A 26,408-nucleotide genomic window follows, 5' to 3' on the forward strand; every position below is an offset into this window, starting at 1 on the left:
CTGGACTTGACCATGCTCACCAAAACGCTCGGCGCAGGGCTCCTCGCCCTCGCCGCCGCCTCCATCGCCCATGCCCAGGAACCCCTGACGCTGACCATCGGCGTCCAGGAAAGCGGCACCGTGCAGTGGGAAATCGAGACCATCAAATCTCTCGGCCTCGACACCGCCCATGGCCTCAATCTCGAGGTCCGTCCCCTGGCCGATAGCCGCGCCGGGCAGATCGCCCTGCAAGCGGGCGCCGTAGACGTGATCCTCTCCGACTTCGTCTGGGTTGCCGCCCAGCGCAATGACGGCAACCTCGTGACCATGGTCCCGCATTCGCTGACGGTCGGTGGCCTCATGGTCCCCGCCGATAGCGCCATCGCCGATGTGGCTGGCCTCGAAGGCAAGACCGTGGGCGTTGCCGGCGGCCCCGCCGACAAAAGCTGGATCATTCTCCAGGCCTATTTCGCCAGCAAGACCGGCAAAACCCTCTCCCAGGTCGCAGAAGCCCGTTTCGGCGCCCCGCCCCTCGTCAACGAACTGCTCGGCAATGGCGGCGTCGATGCCGGCCTCAATTTCTGGCAGTGGAACGCGCGCGCCAAGGCCGCCGGAATGCACGAACTGCTCTCAGTAAAAACCATGCTGGCCGATCTCGGCATCGCCGAACCGCCACCGCTGCTCGGCTGGACCTTTACGGAAGCAACGGCCGAAGCCAAGCACGACGCCGTTGTCCGCTTCCTCGATACCTCCTTCGCCGCCAAAGAGGTGCTCCTCACCGACGACGCGGCCTGGCAAAACCTCAAAGGCCTGATGGGCGCCGAGGACGATCCCGCGCTTTTCGAACAACTGCGTCAGGACTACCGGGCCGGCATCGTCTCCTCCTACGATGCCAATGACACCAACGCCGCCGAACAGACCTTCGCCCTCCTCGCCCGCTATGGCGGCAGCGAAGTGGTCGGCAAGGGTCAAGAACTGTCGCCGGGGACATTTTGGCCGGGCTACCGCAAATAGGCGAACCACCACGCGCAGGGCGCAAGCACGCCCTGCCGCTGCTCGAACTGCTGTCTTTCCCGATCCTGCTGCTGGTCTGGCAGGTCCTCGCCATGGTGTTGGCCCATAGGCTTTTTCCCTCGCCCGTGGCCGTGGGAGAGGAAATGCTACGCCTCGCGAGCGAAGGAAAGCTCCTCGCCGATCTCGGCAAAACCCTCTGGCGCGCCAGCCTCGCCTTCATTCTCGCCATGCTGATCGGCACCGCCCTCGGCATTCTCCTCGGCCGCAAAAACTGGCTCGACCGTCTGTTCTCCAGCTGGCTTCTCGTCGGTCTCAACCTGCCAGCAATCGTCGTCGCCATTCTGCTCTATATCTGGCTCGGCCTGACCGAAACCGCGCTGATCCTCGCCGTCGTCATCAACAAGGTGCCGCTGGTCGCCACCACCATCCGCGAAGGCGTGCGCAGCTTCGCCCCCGAATTCGACGAACTCGCCCAGGCCATGCGCTGGCCGACCGCGAAACGGCTCCGCCTCGTCTTCCTGCCCCAACTCATGCCCTTCGTCCTCGCCGCCGCGCGGACCGGCCTGTCGCTGATCTGGAAAATCGTCCTCGTCTTCGAAGTTTTAGGCAGCGATGGCGGCGTCGGCTATCGCGTCAGCCTCTTCTTCCAGTTCTTCGACATCACAGCCATTCTCGCCTACACCGCCGCCTTCATTAGCATCGTCCTCGTCATTGAATACGGCGTACTGCGCCCCATCGAGAGGAGGGTGCTGCAATGGCGACCGGCCCAAGCCTGATCATTTCGATCGACGAAAAGCGCTATGCTGGCAGCGCGCTCCCGACCCTTGCCGGTTTCAGAGCCGAAATCGCACCGGGCAGCGTCACCGCCATTCTCGGCCCGTCCGGCATCGGCAAATCAACGCTCCTGCGCATCATCGCCGGCATAGATCGCGATTTCTCCGGCCACGTGACCATCGACGGCCGACCCGCCGCCGATGCCCCGCCCCCCGGCTTCCTCTTTCAGGACCCGCGCTTGCTGCCTTGGCTGACAACATCAGACAATGTCCGAACCGCCGGCACAGGTGTCAGCACTGAAAAGGCTATGGCTGCCCTAGGCACGACCGGCCTCTCCAATCACGCGGCGCTCTATCCCCACCAACTCTCAGGCGGCATGCAGCGCCGCGCCGCCCTCGCCCGCGCTTTGGCCCTCAATGCCGGCCTGCTGCTGTTGGATGAACCCTTCGTGTCGCTCGACCGTACGCTTGTCGAGGAAATGTACGCCCTGATCGCGTCGATAGCCGATGCCGAGCGGCCAACCATGGTGCTCGTGTCCCACATGGCCGAAGACGCCGCGCGGCTAGCCGACCGGGTGCTTATCCTATCCGGCACGCCGGCCCACATTTCTGCAGACATTGCCCTGCCTCAACCGCGCGAACGGCGCGACCGGGCCATTCTCGACGACTATTCCAGTCAGATCGAAGCCGCTGCCTATCGCGAATAGTCGATCGGCATGGAAATGGTCAGCCGCGACCGCGGCAGGCCCTCGGGCGGCGGGGGAACAGGCGAACTGGCCATGACGAGGTCGCGCGCCGCCTGATCGAGCGATGCAAAGCCGCTCGATCGCGCCACGTTCACCGACAAAACCCTGCCCGAAGCGTCGATGCTGAATTGCACCACGACCTCGCCCTTTTCCCCGCGCGCCCGGGCATCGGGCGGAAATTTGCGCCGCTGCCCCAGGTGACGGAAAACACTCGATTCCCAGCGATTGACCTGCGAATTGCTCGGCTCCGCCGCTGCCGTCTGCTGCGGCGCTGCGGCCTGTTCGGCCTGCTGGGCGGCTGGTTTCGGCGCCGCAGCCTGGCTCGCCGCCTGTTGGGGCGGCGGTGCACGGCGCGGCGGCGGGGTAAACTTGGTCGCTGGCGTCGCGGCTCGCACATCGGCGATCCGCTGCGGCATGGCCACCGGCACCGGCAGGTTCGGATCGAGAGGCTCGACAACCGGCTCGTCCGGCACAGGTTCCGGTTCCAACTCCTGCGGCAAAACCGCAGCAACGCGCGACTGAACGACGACCGCCGGTTCCGGCACCTCTACCTCCGGCACGTCGATAATTGGCTCGACAGGTTCCGGCACCACTTCCGGCGCAGGCTCGGGCTCGGCCACAGGCTCCAACTTCGCCTCGGCCGTCTCGACAACCTCCTCCGGCTCCGGCCCGGCGACCTCTTCGGCCTCCGCCACCTCTTCAGGCTCAACCACCTCTTGCGGTTCCGTGGCCTCTTCAGGTTCAACCTCGGGAGGCGGTTCAACGACCGGCTCCGGCTCTTCAACCGGCTCAGCTTCCGGGTCAGGCTCCGCCTCGCTCGCGGCCGTTGCCTCGGACGCAGCGGAAAGCTCGCCCTCGGGCACATCGAGTTCCTCGGTCGCCGGCGACACCGCAAACTCGGCGAATTCGATTACCATCGCCCCGGCGGGCGGACCTGCAATCTCCTCCACCGGCGCAAAGGTCTGATAGGCCCAATAGCCACCAGCGAGCCCCGCAATAACCAGCAGGCTCGCCGTCGTCCAAAGCGCAACGTCGCCCTTCCTGGCGCGCAAAAAATCTTCCGCGACAAAACTGTCGCCTGTTCTGGTCATTCTGCGGCCTGAGCGTCCTGGCCGCTCGGCACGGCCACGGCATTGGCCGATTCCAGCCCCACCAGCGCAATCCGCACATAGCCCGATGAACGCAAGAGGTTCATCGCCTCCATCAGGTCGCCATAAGCCACCGCCGCATCGGCCCGGAGGAATACGCGCGTCTCGCGATCGCCCTCGGTCACCCGGTCGAGCGAAGCGGCAATGGCGTCACGCGCCACCGTATCATTGCCGATGGCAAGGCTCAGGTCTTCCTTGAGCGTCACGAACAGCGGCTCTTCCGGCCGCGGTGCCGGCGTCGCGTTGGAAACCGGCAAATCGACATTCACATCGACCGTCGCCAACGGCGCCGCCACCATGAAGATGATCAGCAAAACCAGCATGACGTCGATGAAGGGCGTCACGTTGATCTCGTGATTGACATCGAGCTCGTCGCCCCCGCCTTCCTTGATCCGACCGGCCATGCTCCTACTCCGCCGCGAGCGCGGTCGGGCCCCGCGCAATGGCGAGCGCCGAACGATCGAGATCGCGGCTGACGAGCCGCTCGATGCCGGCCGAAACATCCGCCAGCACCTGGCGATAGCCGGTGACCGACCGGGCAAACGCATTATAGATCACCACCGCCGGAATAGCGGCCACAAGCCCAAAAGCCGTCGCCAGCAACGCCTCGGCAATGCCCGGCGCCACCACGGCGAGGTTGGTTGTCTGCGTTTCGGCAATGCCCACAAAGGCATTCATGATACCCCAGACGGTGCCGAAGAGACCAACGAACGGCCCCACCGAACCCACCGAAGCCAGAATGCCGAGGCTCTGCGAAATCTTGCGCCCCGCCGCCACTTCGATGCGGTTGAGGCGCGAGGACACGCGCTCCTTGATGCCGGTGGGATCGACCCGCCCGATCAGATCGCTCGACATTTCCACCTCTTCGGCGGCCGCCTTGACCAGCATGGCCCCAAGCCCAGGGCGATTGGCCATGACCGCGGCGACGCTATCGAGACTCTCTGCCTTCAACACCTCGCGCAGCGCCTTGTAGGCGCGGCGGCGTGCCCCAGAAAGCTGCAAGCTCTTGGCCACCCAGATGATCAGCGTGACGATCGAGGCTGTAAGAAGCCCGACCATGACGCTTTTCACGACATAATCGGCCGCCATGAACATGCCCCAGGGCGAAAGATCGTGGCCCGCAAGGCCCGTCTCCACCATGGGAAGATCAGAGCCAGCAACGGCAGCCGGTTCGGCCACAGCCGGAATGCCCGGCGCAGGTGCAGTGGTTTCAATGGCCGGCGCCGGCGCGACATCCTGCGCCGCGAGCGGAAACGCCAAGCTGGCAAACAGGATCAAGCCAGCGACGGCACGAAGCGCGCTTCTGTTGCGGTTGAGAAAATCAGCCATCCGGACACTACCTTTGACACAGCGCCTGCTGTCAACCGGCCCGAGGGTCATCTAACCCGGTCGGCCGCCCATCGGGCAAAGGCATATGCAGAAGCTCAATGCCGTTCAACTATTAAAGATGACATTTCTTGTCAAGAAAACAGCGGCGCGCGATGCCACATCGCATGTGGAATTGACGCCACCACGAACGCCCTGAGTCAAGCAAGCAGTTCGGGCGCCGTCAAAGCCGCGGCAAGGCTCGTATTGTCGAGCACCTCGCGCGAGGCCAACGCAACGCGCGAAAACACATGCCGCAACTCGCAGCTATCTTCCGAGCGGCAATCCTCGCAGCGCCGATAGGCCACCTTGGAGAGACACGGCAGCAGCGCGATCGGCCCGTCGATCAGGCGCAGCACCTCGCCGAACATCACGTTCTCCGCTGGGCGGATAAGCTCATATCCGCCCGTGCGCCCGCGATGGCTGCGCACCAGGCCATTGGCCTTAAGCTGGAGCAGGATCTGCTCCAGAAACTTCTTCGGTATCTTCTGTTCGGCCGCAATCTCGCTGGTCATCAGCGTCTTGCCCGCCCCCACCCGCGCAAGCGCAAGCAGGGCACGAAGCGCGTAGCGGGCCTTCTGGGAAATCACCGCGCGCTCCTCGCGATCTCAAGCAGGCGGAAATAGTTTCCAGCGTTTCGGGCGGAAGCTGATCCGGCTCCGCTCGCCCGCCGGATGATCGAACGGCAGATCGATCTCCACCCGATGCCCCGCCCCACCGATATCGAGCTCAACCCGGCGCGTCCCGCCCACGCGGCGGCTACTGGCGACCACACCGGACAAAGCCGCGTCGCCCTCGACCAGTTCAATATCATGAGGCCGGAAGAACAGACGCGCCGCCCCCGCAGCTTCGGGCGCGGAAATACCAACAGGCCGGTCACCCAGCCAGATATCCCCGCGCTCGATATTGACCGGCAAAGTGCTGGATTCGCCGATGAATCCAAAAACGAACGGCGATTGCGGCTGGTCGTAGACCGTATCCGGCGTGCCCACCTGTTCGATCTTGCCCTGGCTCATCACGCAAAGCCGGTCGGCCAGTTCCAGCGCCTCTTCCTGGTCATGCGTCACGAATACAGTCGTGTGCCCGGTGCGATCATGGATTTCGCGCAGCCATTTGCGCAATTCGCGCCGCACCTGCGCATCGAGCGCTCCAAATGGCTCGTCGAGCAGCAGCACCCGCGGCTCGATAGCAAGCGCACGGGCAAGCGCCACGCGCTGCCGCTGGCCGCCGGAGAGTTGGCTCGGATAGCGCTTTTCAAGACCCGAAAGCTGCACGAGATCGAGTAGTTCGCGCGCCCGGCGCCGGATTTCCGCCTTGGGCGGTCGGCTGGACCGCGGCCGCACTTCGAGCCCGAAAGCAACATTCTCAAGGATGGTCATGTGCCGGAACAGCGCATAGTGCTGGAACACGAAGCCGATATTGCGCTCCTGCACGCTCTTTTCCGAAGCGTCCTCATCGCCGAAGAAAATCCTGCCCGCCGTCGGCCGTTCCAATCCAGCAATGAGACGCAGCAAGGTGGTCTTGCCCGAGCCCGAGGGTCCGAGCAGCGCAATGAGTTCGCCCGAAGCGATATCGAGCGACACATCGTGCAGCGCCGGAAACCGGTCGAATTCCTTGCGGACGTTTTGAACGCGTACTTCCATCTCTATTCCAGTTAGTGGCCGCGACCGGTGGCGGCAAGTTCGTCGCCGAACCGCCATTCCAGCGCTGTCTTGAGAACCAGGGTGACGAGCGCCAGAAGCGCGAGAAGCGAGGCGAGCGCGAAGGCCGCCGTGCTCTGATATTCATTGTAGAACATTTCGACCTGCAGCGGCATGGTCGTGGTCTGGCCGCGGATTTTACCCGAAACCACGGCCACGGCGCCGAATTCACCCATGGCGCGCGCATTGCAAAGCAACACGCCATAGAGGAGGCCCCATTTGATATTGGGCAGGGTCACGCGCCAAAACGTCTGCCAGCCCGAAGCCCCGAGCGACAAAGCCGCCTCTTCATCCCCCGAACCCTGATCCTGCATCAGCGGAATAAGTTCGCGCGCCACAAAAGGAAAGGTCACGAAAATCGTCGCGAGCACGATACCCGGCACGGCAAAGAGGATCTCGATATTGTAGGACCGCAGCCACGGCCCCAGCACGCTGCCCGAACCGAACAACAGCACATAGACCAGCCCCGAAATCACCGGCGACACCGAAAACGGCAAGTCGATCAGCGTCGTCAGAAACGCCTTGCCCTTGAATTCGAACTTGGCGATCGCCCAGGATGCCGCGACGCCAAAAACCACATTGAGCGGCACGGCAATGGCCGCCACCAGCAGCGTCAGCCTTATGGCCGACAGTGCATCGGGCTGCATCAGGGACTGAAAATAGACGCCGATCCCCTGCCGCAACGCTTCGGAAAACACCGCAACCACCGGCATGACCAGAAACAGCGCCATGAACAACAGACCGGTGATGATCAGGATCCAGCGGACATAGACCGGTTCATTGGTCGGCGAAGTCAGGCGACGGATATGCGAATTAGCTGCCATAGCCATATCTCCGGCGGCTCCAGGCCTGAATGAGGTTGATGACAAAGAGCATCACGAAGGAAATCGCCAGCATCACCGTGGCGATGACGGCCGCCCCGGCATAGTTGAACTCTTCGAGCCGGATGACGATCAGCAGCGGCGCGATTTCCGAAACGAAGGGAATGTTGCCGGCAATGAAAATCACCGATCCGTATTCCCCCACCGCCCGGGCAAAGGCCAGCGCAAAGCCGGTCATGATAGCTGGCGCCAGACTCGGCAGCAGCACCCGCGAAATCGTCTGAAAGCGGTTGGCGCCCAGCGTTGCCGAGGCCTCCTCCACTTCCTTGCTGACCTCTTCGAGGATCGGCTGGATCGTCCGCACCACGAAGGGCAGACCGATAAAGATCATGGCGATGGTGATTCCGACCGGGGTGTAGGCGATGCGCCAGCCCAGCTGCGCCGCAAACTGCCCAACAATCCCATTAGGCGCATAGATCGCCGTAAGCGCAATGCCGGCGACAGCGGTCGGCAGCGCGAAGGGCAGATCGACCATGGCGTCAAAGATGCGCCGGCCCGGAAAGCGATAGCGCACCAGCACCCATGCGATCAGCGTGCCGAAGACGACATTGATCCCCGCCGCAATCAGCGCCGTAACGAAACTGGTGCGCAGCGAGGCGAGCACGCGCGGGTCGAGCGCCGCCGCCCAGAACCCGCTCCAGCCAAGCCCGGCCGAGCGCAGCACCAGGGCCACCAGCGGCACGAGGATGATCAGCGAGAAGTAGGCAAGGGTAAACCCGAGGGTCAGCCCGAAGCCCGGAATAACACTGGGTTGGCGAAAGCGGCCGAACCTGCTCATGCGGCTTTCTCCAGCAGGGATGCGCTGACGCGGCATCCGGGTTGGTGCAGTTTTGGTCGGATCATGCGGGGGCCCGAAATTTCCGCCTAACTCTAGCCACGGAGTAGGGTTTCGCAAGGCGAGGCCCGGACAACATTCTATCCAAAGATAGAAATTCGTTCCACCAGATGCAGGGTCGGGCGAACCCGATTGCGTTTCGCTCCAAACTCAGTGCGCGGCGAGCAAAGAGTTGGCGATCCCGGCACATTGCAAACGGATGTCAGGCACAGCCTCGATCTCGAAATATCGCCCCCTCGTCAGCGGCCCCACAACGCGCACGCGCTGCGACACACGCCCGTCCGCAGCGACCACTGCGCAATTGGCATCGACGTCGAGACCGATATGCATTTCATCCGGCCGCGCCGCGCCCGATTGCATCAATTGCCGGATCAGCGGATTGGCGCTGGCCCGCACATCGACCGACACGCCACCGCAATCATAGACGCGCGCCACATCGATCACCTCCCGCCGCTCCGTGCCCCGCGGGCGAACAGTTGCCCGCACCACGTCCCCGATCCGCTCGATGCCGACAAATTCACCCGCCACGAGATTGACCTGACCGACCTCCACGGCCCGCGCCAATCCCGCATAAAGATCGGGCGGCAGGCGATGGCGGTGAATATTCCACCAGGGCCGCACATGCCGCAAAAACTGCCGCTTTTCCTTGAGCGGCCAACTACCCCAGAGCCGCTGGTTGAACGGCCGCAGCCCATCGACCACGCTGCGCCAGTCGCCACCTTTTGCTTCCACCTCGCGCACCACGTCGCGGAACCAGTGTGCCAGATATGTCAGGCTGGTCCCAAACGGCACATCGGCCGCGTCGATCGCGATAGGCGCCACATCCCTGTGCGCCTTGGGCAGCAGCCCATTGCGCGAAACAACGGTAATGGGCCCGCGATGCTTCGCCTCCGCCAGGGACACCCACGCATCGACCATGCTCAGCCCCGAACCAAGGATCATCACCGCCGCATCGGGATCGAGCGGCGTGTCCCGCTCCGATCCCGCGCGAATGGCAATGCCCCTGCCCCGCGCCGGCTGCGTTTCATGCCCCACGGCCAAAGCCGCCCATTGCGAAACAATGCTCGTCCCGTTGGCGAGCACCGTCTCGACGCCATGGGGCGTTTCATTGAGCGCCACAGCCTCTTCGGATCGCACCAGCAAGCGCCCCGGCAGATGCTCGCCGGCTTCGCGCAACACATCTTCAAGATAGGCGCCATAAAGCCGCCGCGGCACAAAGGTCCAGGACGAGCCGTGCTTTCCCGGTTCTCGCCGTTGCAGCCAGCGCCAGAAATGCTCGGGGTCATCGGCAAAGGCACTCATGCCCCGCGCCGGCACATTGACGCGATGGTTGCGCGCCAGCGCCGAATAGGCGAGGCCCTGGCCGAACCGCCCCTGCCGTTCGATGAGGGTAACGCGCAGATCGGGATCGGAACTGCGCAGCAGGTGCGCGGCCAGCAATACCCCGCTCGCGCCGCCGCCGATGATGACTATCGATTTGCCTGTCGAGCCTGTGGCGGTCATCGCAACCCTCCGGTCATGCGCAATGCGCCGTCAATATCTGGTGCCGGGACACTATCCCGGCGTCACTCTGGGCATCTAGAACGAGCGCAACTGCGCTTGCGGCGCGGCACTTCGCTGCAGCCTTTGCTGCGAACGGTCTGCCCGTTCGGCAACCTGCCGGGCCAGTTCGTAGCCTGCGACCCAGCGCCCGAATCCGCTCGCCACATTGATATGGCCCACATAGCCGGCATCGACCAGCGGCGCCTGCCAGCTTTTCGCCAGTTGGGTGGCCTTTTCGAGCGTCATATAAACATCGTCCCGGCTGGCAACGACCTGAGCCGGAAACGGCAATGGGGCGGTCGGAATGCGCCCGAATTCGTAGCTCCGCGCATGCAGCGCCGAGGTGCGCTCGATATCGGCCGGCGCGACCAGCAGCGCCCCGCCGACCAGCGGCGCCACTGAACTCTTGGCGAGCCGGGCCACCAACATGGTCCCAAGACTATGCGCCACGATGATCGCACCGGGATTAGCCAGCACGGCCTCTTCGAGCCCCCGCTGCCAGCGCCCGGCATCGGGATTGGACCAATCGGCCTGCTCGACCAGTTTCGCCTCGTCAAAATCCTCGAGCCAAAACCGTTGCCAGTGCCCTTCGCCCGATCCGTTGAGGCCGGGCACGACGAGGACCGTCCGGCTCATTGCTCCGGCACCCCTTCGTGCCGCACATCCCAAAAACTGCGCGGCTCGGGCTCCGGCGCCTTGCCGGCAAGATAGATCGCGTCCTCTTCGAGCGGGCTCAGGGCGGCCGCGTCCGTGCGCTCGGGCAGTCCACCAAAGAAATTGGCCTTGGCGGGCGCCTCTTCCGCACTGTTCCTGACCAATGGGCCGGGACTAAAAATACCGAAGAAATGCACCATTCTGTCCTCCGAAGTATAGACGTCACTCAGGAAGGGGTCGTGCCCCGGGGCGAAGAAAGGTGCGGCCGGCGCCCAGGCGGCCGGCCGCAATGGCTTTACTGGGTCGGACCGGAATAGATCTGGTCGAACACGCCGCCATCGCCGAAGTATTTGGGCTGCGCTTCGCGCCAACCGCCGAAATCCGCGATGGTAACGAGATGCACATCACCAAAGCGGGCGATATCTTCGGGCGCCGCAGCATCCGGACGGAACGGGCGATAGTAGTGCTTGGCAGCAATCGCCTGCCCGGCATCGGAGTAGAGATAGTCGAGATAGCCTTCAGCGAGATCGAGATTGCCCTTCTTTTCGGCATTGCCCTGAACCAGCGCCACCGGCGGTTCGGCAAGGATCGAGAGCGACGGCGTCACGATATCGAAGGCATCGGGACCAAGCTCTTCTAGGGCGAGATAAGCCTCGTTTTCCCAGGCGAGCAGCACGTCACCAATGCCGCGCTGCACAAAGGTCGTGGTGGAACCACGCGCGCCGGTATCGAGCACCGGAACGTGCTTAAACAGATCCGTCACATATTCCTGCGCCTTGGCCTCGTCGCCGCCATTGGCTTCACGAGCCCAGGCCCAGGCCGCGAGGAAATTCCAGCGCGCACCGCCCGAGGTCTTGGGGTTGGGCGTGATCACTTCGACGCCGTCGCCAACCAGATCGCCCCAGTCCTTGATGCCCTTGGGATTGCCCTTGCGCACGAGGAAAACGATGGTCGAGGTATAGGGCGCGTTGTTGTTTTCGAGCTTGCCGCGCCAATCAGCCGGAATCAGGCTCGGATTGGCATCCGAAATGGCGTTGATGTCGCTTTCGAGCGCCAGCGTGACAACGTCGGCCTCAAGCCCGTCGATCACGGTACGGGCCTGCGAACCCGAACCGCCATGGGTGACCTGCACCGCAACGGTCTCGCCCTTGCTCTCTTTCCAATAGGCAACGAACGCCTCATTGAAATCGCGATAGAGCTCGCGGGTCGGATCATAGGAAACGTTGATGAGCGTCCGGTCCTGCGCATGGGCCGTGACGGAGAACCCGACCGCGAGCGAGGCGGCGAGGGCTGCATAGGCGAATATCTTGGCTGTCCGTTTCATTGGAACCTCCCGGTAGCGAATACATAAACCCTATCAACTCAGTCGTGATTGGAAAGGTTCATGCTTGCGAGCCGAAGCCCCTATGGAGAAAATAATGCTCCAATCGAGCCCCGCTGCCAAGATTGTCGCAATGGAGTTCCGAAACGAGGCGCATTACCTCGATTTCGTTGCGCGTATTTGAAAGGTTTTACGAGACCTTAACCGCACTCGATGCCTGGCTCACCAGGATACCGGCCACGACACAAATGACCGCATAGGTCACCGTAACCGTCAAAATGCCAAACATGGCATTGGTCAGCCCCATGACGAAAAAGCCTGCGACCAGCGCCGAAACGAGCACGAGGATACGCGGCTTTGCCGCACTGCCTGGTGCCCGGACCACTTCCACGATCGGCGCCAGCAGAAACAGCGCATAGGCCACCAGCCCCACAATGCCGGCACTGGCCGCAAAATCGACGAGATCGTTATGGAGGTGCGGCCAGCTCCCGAAGGGCATTTCGGACAGCTCATTGGCAAGATTGACGAAGGCCAGCGGGCCATGGCCGAAAATCGGCGCCTGCAAAAACGCCTTTATGCCTCCAGAAATCATCTGCAAACGAATTGCCGTCGATTCGTCCGTCGGCACGCCATTTTGCAGCACATCGGCCACATCGAGCAGCACGCGCTGAATGCCCGATAGCTGCCCGGCTCCCAAGAGCAGTGCAACCGCCCCACCGACCACCAGAACCACCAGCGCAATGAGCGCCTTCTTGAAAGAAACCAAGCGGAGCACGACAAGCCCGATGGCCGCCACGGCCAACATGGCCGCGATGGCAACCACAGCGCCGCGCGTGCCCGATAGCACGACGGCGATCGTCGCAAACACCGGCCCCAACAAGAACAAGAACCGCCAAAGGCTCACTTTTCCCACAAGCCCGGCGCAGGCAATGAACCCCACCAGCAGCGCCACATCGGCAAAATGGATCGGATTGGCCACCCCGCCGCCTGCCCGCACGGTGCCCGTCGCCACGACTTCCATCAGCGCCACCACAGCCGCCCCGGCGACACCACCCAGCGCCAGAATAGCAATCAGCCCCGAACTATCGTCGGCCTTCATATCCTCGGCGGCGCTCAGCAATGGCCAGATAGCAAAGAGCGGCGAGAAATAGGCCAGCCCGATCAACCCTTCAAAGGACTGCGCCCCGATCCCATAGGAAAGCGCGATAAGCCCCAGCCCCAGCACCGGCATCCAGATAATCGGCCGCCGGAATTGTGCGCCGCCACGCTGGAACATCAGCGCGATGGAAAGGCCGCCGAGCGCCAGGAAAATGACATTCCCCGCTTCGGGCGCAACCGGCGCCATGGCAAGCGTGGCGACAAGGGCGAGGAGAACGGCAGCGCTGCGGACTGAGTAAAGCATGGGGCTCACCTACAGCCCGAAATCGCTCCCGACAAGCGCCTCAAACGCTCGACCGCCCCCACCGCGCCTGCAGCGAACGCCCAAAACCACCCATGAAGGGCGCAAAGAAGAGCACGATCGTGCGGAAATAATGGACCAGCAGGAACAGCGCCGTCAGCACAATGGCGCCGACGATAATCACCAGTTCGAGCGACAGCCCGATGGATTTGAGCCACGCCGTCAGCAGCATGCCCGGCAGGATATGCGCGGCGGCCCAGGCAAAGGCCGACGAAATATTGATGATCGAAAACCAGCGATACGGCATGCCCATCATGCCCGCGATCCCCGGCACCACTGCCTTTACCCCGGGAATAAACCGGCCGATGAATACCGATTTGCCGCCATGCTTGGCAAAGAATGCCTCGCCCTTATCCAGCAGCTCCAGATAATTGCGAAACGGCCAGATCGTCCTGATCCGGTCCTTGAGGGCGTGACCCACAGTATACGAAATCGCATCCCCGATCACCGCGCCCAGCACCGCGGCAAAGTAAATCTCCCAGAACGGCAGCTTGCCCGTGGCGATGATCCCGCCAACCAGCAGCAGAACCGGCGTCGAGGGCACGAATAGCCCCAGAATGAACACCGCCTCGCCAATGGCGACAAGAAAGATAAACCCGATCGAAAGCCAGAAATTGTCCGATACGGCATTGAGAAGGGTCTCAAGCCAAACCGACACGGAATGGAGAAATTCGATCATAGGGGCTGAAAACCAGAAGAAGGGACGCGGGGACACAGGCATCGCTGCGCGCAAAAAGCGGCGGAAATGCCGCCGGAGATTACTCCCGCCCGCGCAGGGAAAGCTAGCCACCATCCCAACCCGTCGCAATGATTTGCTTATGCGCCCCGGCGCCGCCTCACCGGGGGCCTAAGCCCCCTTGCCCACCACCTCCGCCGCCGCAATAGCCGCCATGTTGACAAGACCCCTGCTGGTCACTGTCGGCGCCACGATATGCGCCGGCTGCCGCGTCCCCATCAGGATCGGCCCGATATGCAGCCCGTTATTGAGCTCCTTGAGCAGCGTCATCGAGAGATTTGCCGCCTCAAGGTTCGGGAAGATCAAGAGGTTCGCCTCCCCGTTCAACACCGAGTCCGGAATATAGCGCTCGCGCAATTCCGCATTGACCGCCAGATCGCCCTGCATTTCCCCCTCGACCACAAGATCGGGCGCCACGGCCTTGAGCTTTTCATAGACCGCCCGCATCTTCCCGGCCGTCTCGCCCTCGCGCGACCCGAAGTTCGAATAGCTCAAGAGCGCCGCCTTGGCCTCGATGTTAAAGCGCTTGAGATGGTCCCGCGCCTGCAAGGTAATCGACACCAGTTCATCGACACTCGGATCGATATTCACATAAGTATCGGCGAGGAAAAACACCCCGCGATTGAGCAGCAGCATCGACAGCGCCGAAAGCTGGCTGGCATCGTCCGCCAGCCCGATGACCGAGTGAATATCGCGCGCATGCTTGATGAAGCGCCCCTGCAATCCGCAGATCAGCGTATCAGCATCGCCGCGCCGAACCGCCATGGCGCCGATCACCGTACTATTGGTGCGCAAAATCGTCCGCGCCGTATCCGGCGTCACCCCCTTGCGCCCCACCAGCGAATGGAACTCCGCCACATAGTCGCGATAGCGCGGATCGTCCTCGGGGTTGACGACCTCAAAATCCCGCCCCGGCCGGATGGTCAGCCCGAACCGTTCGAGCCGCGCTTCGATCACCGAGGGTCGCCCGATCAGGATCGGCTTGCCGATCCCGTCTTCCAAAATCACCTGCGCCGCCCGCAGCACGCGCTCATCCTCGCCATCGGCAAAGGCAATGCGCTTGGCCTCGCTCTGCGCCTGCTCGATCATCGGCTTCATCACCATGCCCGAGCGGAACACGAAGCGACGGAGCTGGTCACGGTAGGCATCGAAATCGACGATCGGCCGCGCCGCCACCCCGCTCTCCATCGCCGCCTTGGCCACAGCCGGCGCGATCCGCAAAATGAGCCGCTGATCGAACGGATTGGGAATCAGATAGTCCGCGCCAAAGATCGCCGGCACCCCATGCGCCGTCGCCTCCAGCCCCGGCTCATGCGCCAGCTGCGCAATCGCATAAGCCGCCGCCGCCTTCATTTCCTCATTGATGATTGTTGCGCCACAATCGAGCGCGCCGCGGAAGAGAAATGGAAAACAGAGGACATTGTTGACCTGATTGGGATAGTCCGAGCGCCCGGTGCAAACCAGCGCATCGGACCGCGCTTCTTTCGCCAGTTCGGGCATGATTTCGGGCACCGGATTGCTCAGCGCCAGGATCAGCGGATTTTCCGCCATATCCTTCATCATTTCCGGCTTCAGCGCCCCGGCCTTGGACAGCCCGACATAAATGTCGGCGCCCGCCATCACCTCGCTCAGTTCCGTCGCTTCGCTATCCTGCGCAAACGCCCCGCGCCAGCGATCGACCGAATTATCGCGCTTCCTGGTCACCAGCCCCTTGGAATCGGCGATCCAGATATTCTCCCGCTTCGCGCCGACCGCGATCAGCATGTTCATGCAGGCAATGGCCGCCGCGCCCGCGCCGGAAGTGACGATCTTGACCTTGCCGATATCCTTGCGCACGAGCCGCATGGCGTTGATCACCGCCGCCGCAACGATGATCGCCGTGCCGTGCTGGTCATCGTGAAAGACCGGGATATTCATCCGCTCGCGCAGCGCTTCCTCGATCTCAAAACATTCCGGCGCCTTGATATCCTCAAGGTTGATGCCGCCAAAGCTCGGCTCCAGCGGCGCCACGATCTCGATGAACCGCTTGGGGTCCTGCTCGTTGACCTCGAGGTCGATGGAATCGATCCCGGCGAACTTTTTGAACAGCACCGCCTTGCCTTCCATCACCGGCTTACTGGCCAGCGCGCCGATATTGCCCAGCCCCAATACCGCGGTGCCGTTGGAAATGACGGCCACCAGATTGCCCTTGGAGGTATATTTATACGCCGCCTGCGGATCGGCCGCGATTTCTTCGCAGGGAATGGCCACACCGGGCGAATAGGCCAGCGACAGGTCGCGCGTATTGGCGAGGGGTTTGGTCGCCACGATCTCGAGCTTGCCGGGCTTCGGGAACTCATGAAAATGCAGCGCCGCATCGTGCAGGCTGGAAGTCGTATCGGCCATTTTGTCTCCCCGGTCTTTATAAAGGCTGTTCAACGCCCCGCCCCACAATCAGGACGGTACCAGCCATGACCAGATAGACTTTGGTCGCTAGGGCGCGGCTTGCCCCAGCATCTCGACGAATAAGCCATAGGCGACGTCGGTATTGGCGTGCTCCTGCCGCGGATCGATGAGGTCATGCGGCAGGCCCAGCGATAGCGGCACCACTTTCACCTCAACCTCAGCACCAAGCCCCCGCCATGCCGCCACCAGACGGTCGATGAGCCGATCGTTCACTTCGGTGTCCGCCTCGTTGATCATCACCGCCAGCCTCTGTGCCCTTGGGGCCTCCTTGTCCGCCAGATCAGCCGTCACCTCCCCAATGAGCATGAATTGTCCAAGAGCCCTCGTGGCCACCCGCGGATAGGCATAGTCCATCTCGGGCGATCCCTCCGGGTTTTGTGCGTCCCAGCTCATCATCATATTGGGCAGCAGCAGCAAGAGATTGGTGGCCGCCCGATTGGCCCAGGCCGGAACCAGGCGCGGGCCGAAAAACGGCGCCATGGCAATCGCCTGATCAACATCGGCGCGCTGCTGTCCACTCCAGGCCGAAAGCACGCCGCCGGCCGACAGACCGCTGACCACGACCTCACCCCCAATGCCCTGCGCGATGGCAATGGCCTCTTCGGCCGCCGCCACATAGTCCTCCGCGCCAATCTCGGCCAGGGCCATGGTCATGCGGTCAGCCTCTCCATGACCCGGCAGTCGCGGCACATACACATTGTATCCGAGCCCAAAAAGCATCGGCGCCAACGCCTCCGCCTGCGCCGGACAATTGGTCAGGCCATGGAGAAAGATGATGGTTGGAGCCTCCTGGCTCTCCTGCAAGAGCAGCTTCGACGCGCATCGCGGATTGATCGGAAGCCGATCCTCCCGCTGCCGCACCGCCGCATAGGTAGCGATCGCCTGCTCATAGTTCAGCTCCGCGGCGAGGCCCTCGCCAGCCACGCGCCCCCGCTCAAGCGGCAGCACGGTGAGCCAGACGAAAACAACAGCCAGAGCGCCCATCAAAGCCAACAATACCAATCCCACCCAGCGCAGCAATTTCAGCGCCGGATCGCCTCCCATCGAGGCTGGATAGAGAGGCCGCAACAAAAGCGCCGCGACCACGCCCGTGATCGCCATGAAGGGGACCGCCGCAAATCCAGTGGTGAAAAGCCCAAAGCCGCTGAGCCTGCCGACCGCCGCCGCCTGCTCCATTGCCCCGTCAATTTCCGGCGAAATCCGCAACACTTCGGCAAAGGCGAGCACGACCGGGTAGGACAATATCCCCGTCAATGCCCCGGCAATCGCCCCTCGCAGCAGCGATGCTCGCCCGCGGCGCCCCACCAATACCCACCAGCCCAAGGCTCCAACCACGAAAACACCGACGGCAATATCGGCCCAGTGCAGGCCACCCTCGCTGCCGAAGAACTCCCCGACCGGCAATCCCCCGAAGAACGTCGCCACGAGGCCGCCGAGAGAAAAAATGAGCCCCGCCAGCACATTTGCCAAAATAGGTCGAAACATCATGCTGCCGCCACTCCCCTGTCCCGAGCTTACTGAAAGCATGGGTCATTCTCGATGTGCGCAAAATCCCGCAGCTTTGCCGCCCGTCCCTATTTCATCACAAATCTCCAGCGCGCCTTTTCTCTCCCGCCATTGTGGGATTAGCTAATTCACGGCAGCGATTGGATGAGCGTGGCCATGCGCCTGATTGAGCGAATAGGGTCCTATATTTCCACAGCGGGCCTGATCGTCGGCATCCTGTTTTTCGCGCTGTCGCTGACCCCTTCGCTGATCCCCCGGCCCGCCGTCGTCCAGGGCCTGCTGTCGGGTTGTGTTTTCGCCGTCGGCTACGCGGTGGGCGCAATTCTCTTCTGGTTCTGGACCTACCTGCAGCTCCATCCCGCCAATCCCACAGTCCGACGCTGGCTCCGCTGGGGTCTGCTCACGGTTTCCGGGACACTCGCCCTTGTCTGCCTCTATCGCTATACCGGCTGGCAAAACGCCGTCCGCGCCGAAATGCAACTCGAGCCGGCGAACGATAGTCACGTCCTTGTCGTCATCGTGCTGGCGCTTATTCCAGCGCTCCTCTTCGTCACCATCGGCACGCTCCTGACGCGCGGAACGCAGCGCGTCGCCGCCCTCCTGCGTACCCGCATGCCCCGACGCGCCGCCACCCTGGTCGGCATCATCATCGTCGGCATCGTGACGGGCCTGCTGGTCAATGGCGTCTTGGTGCGCGGCCTCCTGAACTTTGCCGACGAAACCTTCCTACGCATCGACGCCGTGGTTGCCCTCACCGGCACCCCGGCCCCGACCGATCCACTCCGCTCGGGGAGCGGGGCTTCCCTCGTCCCCTGGACCTCCATCGGCCGCGACGGCCGGGTCTATATCGAAACCCAGCCGACCGAGGCCGATATCGAGGCCGTCACGGGACGGCCCGCTCAGACACCCCTCCGCACCTATGTCGGCCTGCGTTCCGCCGAAACCCTGACGCAGCGCGCCGACCTGGCCCTCGCAGAAATGCTGCGCATCGGCGCCTTCGATCGCTCAACGCTCGTCATCATCATGCCTGTCGGCACCGGCTGGATCGACCCGCCCAGCATCGATGCCCTCGAATACCTTCTCGATGGCGATGTCGCGAGCGTGGCGATCCAGTATTCCTACCTCACGAGCCCGCTTTCGCTGCTGGTCGAGCCTGATGAGGGCAAGTCGACCGCCCAGGCCCTCTTCGATATCGTCTACAATTATTGGCGCGCCCTGCCCGCCGATAAGCGTCCGCGGCTGTTCCTCAACGGCCTCAGCCTCGGCGCCAACAGCTCCCAGGCCTCCACCATGTTTCTGGATATCCTCGCCGCCCCGTTCGATGGCGCCCTCTGGGTAGGCCCACCCTTCACCAGCACCGTCTGGCACTGGGCAACGGCCAACCGGGCCGACCAGTCCCCGGAATGGCGGCCCATTTTCGGCGACAGTTCCAGCGTGCGCTTCGCCAATCGCGGCATTGACTTCCTTAAGCCCGGCAAGACATGGGGCCCCATGCGGATAGCCTTCCTGCAATATCCCAGCGATCCCATCGTCTTCTTCGACTACGACACCATCTTTCGCGCGCCCGCCTGGATGGAAGGCGAGCGGGGCGAAGGCGTATCCCCCGAATTTCAATGGTTTCCCATCATCACCTTCTTCCAGCTCGCCATGGATATGGCGCTCTCCAACACCTCGCCGATCGGCTTCGGCCACGTCTATTCCGCCGCCGATTATGCCGATAGCTGGTACGCCCTGGTCGAACCGGAAGGCTGGAACCCCCAAAAGATGGCAGAACTCAAGGCAGCACTGGCCCAGAATACCGGCCGCGCCCCATGACAGCACCGAACACCTAGTTCACAGTCCCGCCCCTATCGAAGCTCGCGATCTGTTTTGACATCAGTACGGCATAGTCCGGGGTCAGCGGCCCCATCGAACAGACCTGCGTTTCGGCGTCACCCTCGCGACAAGCGGCATTGAACGCGGCGATGGTGCTACGCGTCAGCCGGCCATCGAGCGTGCCGCCATACCGTTCCGCCTTTTTCAATTGCTGTTGCAGCACATAGACATAGGCATTCTTGTTGCTCCAAAAGAGCATCTGCACCGCCTGGGTGACATCGCCTGCGGCGAGCTGTCCAAACCTATCCCCCACCGACTGCATAGCCGTCAGCGTCGGCGGCCCAGCCGCATAAAGCGCCATGCTTTCAAACGTCGCCGCCTCAGGTGGCAGCAGATTGCCATATTGATCGAGCGACGCCTTCGCCTTGGCAATGGACGGCGGCATTCCTCCTCCGCCCGCCCGATAAAGCTGCAGCAAAAGCCGCAACGCTGCGGGATCGTCGCGCCGGACTTCGCCGAGGAGCCGCCCCTCCGCCGCCTTGCCACCCTCGGCCCCCGCCAACCCCATCATTTCAAGACGCGCCATTTCGACCGCCGCCCCCGGCACGCCCTGCGCCACCGCGCCGCGCACTAGTTCCAGCCCTTCGGCCCGGTGCTCGGCGGCCAGCGGTCCCGAAGCCAGCAACCCGCCGAAACGAAAACGCGCGCTGGCGTCGCCAAGACGCACGGCACTGTCGAAAAATCCCTTCGCCTTCTGATAGTCAGGTTGTTCATAGCGGCCATCGGCATAGTACCCACCGAGTATCCCATTGGCCCAGGCGCTATCCGGCGCCGCGTCGCCCAGCAGCTCCAGCGAACGCCCCACGTCCTTGGCCACGCCACGCCCCTCGAAATGCATCAACGCAAGCTGAATTCTCGCCAGGCTATCCCCACCAGCCGCGGCCGCCTCGAAATATTCGGCCGCCTTGGCCGGGTCCGCTCGCAGCGTTCCCGCGCCATTGAGGTAGAGCAATCCCAATTTCACCGCACCCGCGCCAATCCCTTGGTCGAGTGCCCTCTTGTAATAATCGCGCGCCGCCACGGCATCGACGCCAACCGCCCCGCCTTGCGTCAACGCATCACCAAGCTGAATCTTGGCCCAGCCGTCTCCGGCCTCGGCAACCTCCCGCAGCAGTTTGAGCCCTCGCTCCGCGTCGATCGCTCCACCAGTGCCGGCCAGCAGCATCAGCCCGAGCTTGTTCTTGGCCCCAAGCTCGCCCAGCGCCGCCGCCTGCTCATAATAGTCCCGTCCCATAGCCGGATCCGAGGCAATCGGCGCCACCCACTTCACGTAGAGATCGCCAAGCAGTGTCAGCGCCGCCGGATTGTCCTCACCGGCCAGCGGCGTCAGCAAATCCAGCGCCCTCTGTGCATCATGCGGAACCTTGTCGCCACGGATCAGCAAATCCGCCAAAATCGTCGCCGGCCACGCCTCCCCGCGCGCCGCGCCGTCATCGAGCAAATTTACCGCCCTCTTCACCGAAGCCTCACTGCCATCGTCCAGCAGCAGCCGCGCGAGACTGACGCTGGCAAAGCTGTCGCCTTTGGCCGCAGCGGCCTCCCAAAAACCCACCGACTTCCCCCGGTCCGCCCCCTCGGCGCCGAGCCCATCTTGATAGGCCTGGGCCAGCCGCGTCAGCGCCGCCGTATTGCCTGTCGCCGCCGCCTCTTCAAAATAGGGAATGGCCCTTTCTGCCGGCTGCACCAGTCCCTTGGCATAGAGATCGCCCAGCGTGATCAGCACCCATGGATCGCCCCCCTTGCCAACCTCCTCAAGCAAGCCAACCGCCCGGCCGATATCGCGCGGAACGCCCTGTCCATCGATCAGCAGCGACGCCAGCTGAAATTTGCCCCACATGTCGCCGGTATTCGCAGCCCGTTCAAAATACGCCGCAGCCAGCGGCACGTCCTTGGGCGTATTGTTCGCACCGGCAAGATAAAGCTCCCCCAGTCCCGTCAACGCACCCGCATTGTTGGCTTTGGCCAGCGGCTCCAGCAGCGCCACGGCCTTAGCGCCATCCTGATCCACCGCCTCCCCCTGCCGATAAAGATTGGCAAGGAGGATCGTCGCCCATGCATCGCCCCGCTCAGCCACGCCGGAAAGCAATCGCACCGCCCGCTCGGCACTCGCCGGCGTCCCCACCTTAAGCAGTTGCTGGGCCAGTTCCACCTTGGCCGACGGATTCCCCTGGGCCGATGCTGTCTCCAGCGCGGCAAGGACACAGTCAGGCGAAGACAGCGTCACCGCGCAAGTTTCGTCCCCCGTGGCCGCCGCCACAGGGCTGATCATGCATAAAGCAAAGAGAATGGACAGATGGCGCATGGCAGTCTCCGGCCAGAGTGGACCAGCAGGATGCCTGTCGGAACGCCTTTGGCATTGATGACTGTCAAAATTCCCTGATCACAAATTAAACGCTGCCGCTGCGTGCATGCCCCCTCTGCGGCGCCGATATGGAACGGCAAACGCCGCATGCTATTGTCAGTTCAGGCATTCTTGCGGCGGCGATGGGGCAATGGCGCAATGGACACGGTCGCTTCGCCACCAAATCTCCCAGCTTTTGACATATCTCGTTGCCCAGTGGCCCAGAGGTTGCCGTGGTTTTCGTGTCTTGGGTAACGCGCCCGTGATTGGGCGCGCGTAATAAACTAAGAGGCTGAAGCATGCCGATGTCCCGATTTCGCTATACGCTGAACGAGGCTGTGGGCGACCCCAAGGCCTGGTCATTCACCTGGGCGATAGCGGATGACGTGACCTTGGGCAGCACCTGCGGCTTTTGCGGCCAGACCCATCAGCGCCTCACCTATGAAGTCGCCCGGAGCGAGGACACGCTCTGGATCTGCCAGCGCTGCGTCGGCCGCTATCCGGTTGGCGGCGTCATCGACGGCGAGCGGTTCGATATCCCCTCGGTCCGCGCCTATATTCACGGCCTCACCGCAAGACAAAAGCAGCGCACCTGCCAGGAGGCCATCCGCAAGGTGCAGGCCGCCTTGCCCGATCTGCCGCTGGGCGAAATCATCGTCTATTTCGAGCGCAATCTGCAATTGTCGCCCCAGCCGGCCGCCGTGCTGTTCGCCGGCATGGCGCAACTGGACGAGCCGATCGACCCGCGCATTTTCGAAGTGCAGACCCGCAGCATCGCCCATCAGGACGAATTCGGCAGCCTCAATGAACTTGAGCGCGCCGTGATCTGGCCCGCCCTCACCCCCCAGCAACGGCGGAGGCTCGCCTCGCTCGGTTACGCTCCGGGCGGAATGCGGACAAGACGCAGCCGCACAGCCGAACGCCCAGAGGTGCCCGCCCCCCGCATGTCTGCCTTGAGCGAGCCGGCAATAGTCGATCCCGCTCCAAAACGGGCTGAAAAATCAACAGCTTGATCTGATTTTCGCCGGCACAAGCGCCGATCGCCCCGAAGTCCTGCCCCATTGCGGGCATGATCAATCGCGACGATCCTAATCCCACGAATAGAAGCAAGGATGGGGACATGATCTCAGCCCCCGATTGGACTTACTCTGTCGCGCGCCGCGTTTCCGTGTGCCTGCTGGCGCTCGCCGCGTCAGGCGCCGCACAGGCCGCCGAACCCTATATTCTGGGCGTTTCGGACAAGCTGGCGATCAAGGTCGTCCAATGGAAAGCCGCCGATTCCACCTTCGAGGAATGGACGGCGCTGGGCGGCGACTACATCGTCGGTGCCGACGGCAATGTGAATTTCCCCATGGTCGGGCCAACCGAGAGCCTGGGTAAAACCAGCACCGAACTGGCCGCCGATCTCGGTGCGGCTCTCCAACAATCCCTGGGCCTCCCCACCGCCCCCTCGGTCACCGTGGAGGTCTCCACCTATGGCCCCATCTACGTCTCGGGCGATGTCGGCTCCCCCGGCGAATATCCCTTTGCGCCCAACCTGACGGTCGTAAAGGCCCTGGCCCTCGCCGGCGGCGAACGCCGCAGCGCCGAAGCCGTGGCCCGTCCCGAAAAGGAAATGCTGACCACCTCCGGCGCCCTCGACGTCCTCGAAGACGAATACAATCGCCTCCTCATTCGCCGCGCCCGCCTCGATGCCGAATTGGCCAACGAGGAAAAGATCCCCGTCCCCCCCGAACTCGAAAATCACCCTGATCTGCAAGCGCTGCTGGCCGCCGAAACCGCCATCCTCGAAGCGCAAAAGCGCCAGGCCGAGGCTCAGACGACTTCCCTCACCGACGAAGTTGGCCTCCTCACCACCCAGATCACCGCCTTCAACCAAAAGCAGGCGAGCGCCGAAACCCAGCTCGAAACCGCCCGCGACCAACTCACCAAGATCACCGCCCTCTCCGACGATGGCCTCGCCCTCTCCTCCCGCGTCACCTCGCTCCAGACCAATGTTGCCGACCTCGAGACCCGCCTCCTCGACACCGAGACAGCGACCCTCCAGGCCCAACAGGCCATCGCAACAGCCAATCGCGAGCAGTCGCGCCTGACCGACCAGCGCATTTCCGACCTTTCGCTCGAGCGCCAGACGGTCGACGGCCAGATCAGCGCCCTCGCCCTAAAAATCGCGACGCAAAAGGGTCTGGTGCAGGAAGCCGTGCTCCATACCGGCATCTCCGCCCCCTCGGACACCGCTCCCGCCTACAGCTACGCCATCATCCGTGACGGCGCCGAAATCCCCGCCGAGATCGGCACGCCGCTGATTTCCGGCGATGTCGTCATCGCCCGCCTGGCCTTCGCACAGTGAGGACCTTTTCCAGATGAAACGCACTCTCACCCTTCTCACCGTCCTCGCGGCAGGCATCGCCACCCCGGCCTTCGCCCAGGAAGCCTTCTTCGACGGCTTCGACACAATCGACCAATCCCGCTGGTACGTCGCTGACGGCTGGGCCAATGGCGCCCATCAGAACTGCACCTGGTCCACCGATCAGGTCACCGCCTCTGGCGGCATGCTCCGCGTCGGCTTTTCGCCCCAGCCCAAGGGCGACCGCCAATACCGCTGCGGCGAGTTGCAAACGCGAACGGCCTATGGCTACGGCACCTACGAAGCCCGCTTCAAAACGCCCTCCGGCTCTGGCCTCAACGCTGCCTTCTTCACCTATATCGGCGCCCAGCAGGGCAAACCGCACGACGAGATCGATTTCGAAATCCTCACCCGCGACACCAGCCACGTCGACACCACCACCTTCGTCAACGGCAAGAGCGGCGATGGCAAGGTCGGCAGCGGCCAGTCCCACGCCCTGCCCCGCCCGTCCGACAGCGATTTCATCACCTATGCCTTCACCTGGTCGCCCGACAGCGTGCGCTTCTATATCGATGGCCAGCTCGTCCGCACCATGGACGACCCCAAAACCATTCCGAGCAATCCGCAGCGCATTTTCTTCAGCCTCTGGGGATCAGATACCCTGACCGACTGGATGGGTCCGTTCACCCCGGTGACCACCCCCATCGCCATGGAGGTCGATTGGGTCGCGTTCACTCCGCTCGGCCAGGAATGTGCATTCGAACAATCCATCCTCTGCCAGGACTGAAAAGGACTTCTCGATGAAGCTGGTATTCTTCCGCGGCCACGTGCCCAATTTCGGCGATGAGTTGAACCTCCACGTCTGGCCCGCCCTGCTGCCCAAAGGCTTTCTCGACGAAGACGAGAGCGAACTGTTCGTCGGCATCGGCTCCATCATTGGCGACCACCTCCCCGAAAAGTCGCGGAAATTCGTCATGGGCTCCGGCTATGCCGGCTATATGGGCCTCCCCGATGTGCATGACGGCACCTGGGACATCCGCTTCGTCCGCGGCCCCAACACCGCCAAAACCCTCGGCATCGACCCCGGCCTCTCGGTCTGCGACAGCGCCGTCCTGCTCCGCGCCATGGACCTGCCCCCGCCCGACGACAGCACCGGCATCGCCTTCATGCCCCACTATGAAAGCCTCGAGCGCGGCGATTGGGCCGAAGCCTGCCGCATGGCCGGCATGACCCTGATCGACGCCACCGCTCCGGTCGAAACCGTCCTCAGCCAGATCCGCGGCGCCCGCCTCCTGATCACCGAAGCCATGCACGGCGCCATCGTCGCCGATGCCCTGCGCACCCCCTGGATCGGCGCCCGCCCCATCTATGGCGGCCACCACAAGAAGTGGCTCGACTGGGCCGGCGCCCTCAATGTCGACGTCCGCCTCAACGAACTCAAACCCACCAGCGTCCTCGAATACTACATCGGCCGCACCGGCCGCGGCGGGCGCCTGGGCAAAGTCGGCCAATTCAGCGCCTCCCCGCTCGCCGCCATCCCCAACCGCATCTTCACCAGCATCGCGGCGAAACACCTCACCGAAATGTCCCGCCTCGAACCCCAACTCAGCAGCGACACCCGCATCATCGAAGTCACCGAACGCGCCCAGGAAGCCGTAGACAATTTTGTGCGCAGCCGCGTGGCGGTTCACTAAGCCGCCGGGCGGAAAAGACGCCGTCCCTCCCAGCACCAGCACCAACA

24 protein-coding genes are annotated in these 26,408 nt (G+C 63.2%); 8 read left to right on the top strand and 16 right to left on the bottom strand.

What is annotated here, in order from left to right; genetic code table 11:
- Positions 1-12: 12 nt before the first annotated feature.
- From ASD83_RS10010 to ASD83_RS10020, 3 genes are read left to right on the top strand one after another with little or no spacing between them, the layout of a single operon-like run.
- Positions 13-993, top strand: coding sequence for an ABC transporter substrate-binding protein (locus tag ASD83_RS10010; RefSeq protein WP_056310472.1), 981 nt, complete (start codon positions 13-15; stop codon positions 991-993).
- Positions 972-1,769: an ABC transporter permease gene (locus tag ASD83_RS10015; RefSeq protein ID WP_244489137.1), complete on the top strand. Its 798-nt coding sequence runs from the start codon at positions 972-974 to the stop codon at positions 1,767-1,769. The genes ASD83_RS10010 and ASD83_RS10015 overlap by 22 nt, the downstream gene beginning before the upstream one ends.
- Positions 1,748-2,473 carry an ATP-binding cassette domain-containing protein gene (locus ASD83_RS10020; protein ID WP_056310474.1) on the top strand — a complete coding sequence of 242 codons (726 nt, stop codon included), beginning with the start codon at positions 1,748-1,750 and terminating at the stop codon, positions 2,471-2,473. The genes ASD83_RS10015 and ASD83_RS10020 overlap by 22 nt, the downstream gene beginning before the upstream one ends.
- On the opposite strand, the gene ASD83_RS10025 is transcribed toward ASD83_RS10020, so the two are convergent.
- The 15 genes from ASD83_RS10025 to ASD83_RS10095 form a co-directional block, all read right to left on the bottom strand.
- Entirely contained in the window at positions 2,461-3,603 is a 1,143-nt protein-coding gene (locus ASD83_RS10025; protein WP_056310475.1) for an energy transducer TonB, read from the bottom strand. The two genes, ASD83_RS10020 and ASD83_RS10025, sit on opposite strands and share 13 nt — an antisense overlap.
- Complete coding sequence (gene exbD / locus ASD83_RS10030) at positions 3,600-4,064, bottom strand: TonB system transport protein ExbD (RefSeq protein ID WP_056310477.1); 465 nt, start codon at positions 4,062-4,064, stop codon at positions 3,600-3,602. The genes ASD83_RS10025 and exbD overlap by 4 nt, the downstream gene beginning before the upstream one ends.
- A 4-nt stretch (positions 4,065-4,068) precedes the next feature.
- Positions 4,069-4,989 (bottom strand): tonB-system energizer ExbB, encoded by a 921-nt coding sequence (gene exbB / locus ASD83_RS10035; RefSeq protein WP_200946492.1) that lies wholly within the window; start codon positions 4,987-4,989, stop codon positions 4,069-4,071.
- Positions 4,990-5,186: 197 nt separating this feature from the next.
- Positions 5,187-5,615, bottom strand: coding sequence for an RrF2 family transcriptional regulator (locus ASD83_RS10040; RefSeq protein WP_056310479.1), 429 nt, complete (start codon positions 5,613-5,615; stop codon positions 5,187-5,189).
- Positions 5,616-5,633: 18 nt separating this feature from the next.
- Positions 5,634-6,668 (bottom strand): sulfate/molybdate ABC transporter ATP-binding protein, encoded by a 1,035-nt coding sequence (locus tag ASD83_RS10045; RefSeq protein WP_056310480.1) that lies wholly within the window; start codon positions 6,666-6,668, stop codon positions 5,634-5,636.
- Between the two features lie 11 nt (positions 6,669-6,679).
- Positions 6,680-7,549: a sulfate ABC transporter permease subunit CysW gene (cysW, locus tag ASD83_RS10050; protein ID WP_056310482.1), complete on the bottom strand. Its 870-nt coding sequence runs from the start codon at positions 7,547-7,549 to the stop codon at positions 6,680-6,682.
- Positions 7,539-8,384 carry a sulfate ABC transporter permease subunit CysT gene (gene cysT / locus ASD83_RS10055; protein ID WP_056310484.1) on the bottom strand — a complete coding sequence of 282 codons (846 nt, stop codon included), beginning with the start codon at positions 8,382-8,384 and terminating at the stop codon, positions 7,539-7,541. Before cysT ends, cysW begins: the two co-directional genes overlap by 11 nt.
- Before the next feature lie 207 nt (positions 8,385-8,591).
- On the bottom strand, positions 8,592-9,944 hold the full coding sequence (locus ASD83_RS10060; protein WP_056310486.1) for an FAD/NAD(P)-binding protein: 1,353 nt from the start codon (positions 9,942-9,944) through the stop codon (positions 8,592-8,594).
- Positions 9,945-10,019: 75 nt separating this feature from the next.
- Positions 10,020-10,619 (bottom strand): RBBP9/YdeN family alpha/beta hydrolase, encoded by a 600-nt coding sequence (locus tag ASD83_RS10065; RefSeq protein ID WP_056310487.1) that lies wholly within the window; start codon positions 10,617-10,619, stop codon positions 10,020-10,022.
- Positions 10,616-10,837 carry a hypothetical protein gene (locus tag ASD83_RS10070; RefSeq protein ID WP_056310489.1) on the bottom strand — a complete coding sequence of 74 codons (222 nt, stop codon included), beginning with the start codon at positions 10,835-10,837 and terminating at the stop codon, positions 10,616-10,618. Before ASD83_RS10070 ends, ASD83_RS10065 begins: the two co-directional genes overlap by 4 nt.
- 95 nt (positions 10,838-10,932) lie before the next feature.
- Positions 10,933-11,961 (bottom strand): sulfate ABC transporter substrate-binding protein, encoded by a 1,029-nt coding sequence (locus tag ASD83_RS10075; RefSeq protein ID WP_056310490.1) that lies wholly within the window; start codon positions 11,959-11,961, stop codon positions 10,933-10,935.
- A 187-nt stretch (positions 11,962-12,148) separates the two neighbouring features.
- Positions 12,149-13,360 (bottom strand): O-antigen ligase family protein, encoded by a 1,212-nt coding sequence (locus ASD83_RS10080; RefSeq protein ID WP_056310492.1) that lies wholly within the window; start codon positions 13,358-13,360, stop codon positions 12,149-12,151.
- 40 nt (positions 13,361-13,400) lie between these two features.
- The gene (locus ASD83_RS10085; RefSeq protein ID WP_056310494.1) at positions 13,401-14,096 is read right to left on the bottom strand and encodes a DedA family protein; all 696 of its coding nucleotides are present in this window, start codon (positions 14,094-14,096) and stop codon (positions 13,401-13,403) included.
- 168 nt (positions 14,097-14,264) lie between these two features.
- The gene (locus ASD83_RS10090) at positions 14,265-16,538 is read right to left on the bottom strand and encodes an NADP-dependent malic enzyme (protein WP_056310497.1); all 2,274 of its coding nucleotides are present in this window, start codon (positions 16,536-16,538) and stop codon (positions 14,265-14,267) included.
- Positions 16,539-16,625: 87 nt separating this feature from the next.
- Positions 16,626-18,086 (bottom strand): alpha/beta hydrolase, encoded by a 1,461-nt coding sequence (locus ASD83_RS10095; protein WP_056310499.1) that lies wholly within the window; start codon positions 18,084-18,086, stop codon positions 16,626-16,628.
- Positions 18,087-18,260: 174 nt separating this feature from the next.
- Here ASD83_RS10095 and ASD83_RS10100 point away from each other — a divergent pair, with 174 nt between their 5' ends.
- Positions 18,261-19,919: an alpha/beta hydrolase gene (locus ASD83_RS10100; RefSeq protein WP_162249147.1), complete on the top strand. Its 1,659-nt coding sequence runs from the start codon at positions 18,261-18,263 to the stop codon at positions 19,917-19,919.
- A gap of 13 nt (positions 19,920-19,932) precedes the next feature.
- Here ASD83_RS10100 and ASD83_RS10105 read toward each other — a convergent pair whose 3' ends face one another.
- The gene (locus tag ASD83_RS10105; protein ID WP_082561099.1) at positions 19,933-22,281 is read right to left on the bottom strand and encodes a tetratricopeptide repeat protein; all 2,349 of its coding nucleotides are present in this window, start codon (positions 22,279-22,281) and stop codon (positions 19,933-19,935) included.
- A gap of 344 nt (positions 22,282-22,625) precedes the next feature.
- On the opposite strand from ASD83_RS10105, the gene ASD83_RS10110 reads away from it, so the two are divergent.
- From ASD83_RS10110 to ASD83_RS10125, 4 genes are all read left to right on the top strand, one after another.
- Complete coding sequence (locus ASD83_RS10110; protein ID WP_156385912.1) at positions 22,626-23,333, top strand: hypothetical protein; 708 nt, start codon at positions 22,626-22,628, stop codon at positions 23,331-23,333.
- Between the two features lie 107 nt (positions 23,334-23,440).
- Positions 23,441-24,670, top strand: a complete 1,230-nt coding sequence (locus ASD83_RS10115; protein WP_162249148.1) for a polysaccharide biosynthesis/export family protein — start codon at positions 23,441-23,443, stop codon at positions 24,668-24,670.
- Between the two features lie 13 nt (positions 24,671-24,683).
- Entirely contained in the window at positions 24,684-25,454 is a 771-nt protein-coding gene (locus ASD83_RS10120; protein WP_056310508.1) for a family 16 glycosylhydrolase, read from the top strand.
- A gap of 13 nt (positions 25,455-25,467) precedes the next feature.
- Positions 25,468-26,361, top strand: coding sequence for a polysaccharide pyruvyl transferase family protein (locus ASD83_RS10125; protein ID WP_056310510.1), 894 nt, complete (start codon positions 25,468-25,470; stop codon positions 26,359-26,361).
- Positions 26,362-26,408: the final 47 nt, after the last annotated feature.

This window comes from Devosia sp. Root685 (assembly GCF_001427875.1).
GTDB lineage: Bacteria > Pseudomonadota > Alphaproteobacteria > Rhizobiales > Devosiaceae > Devosia.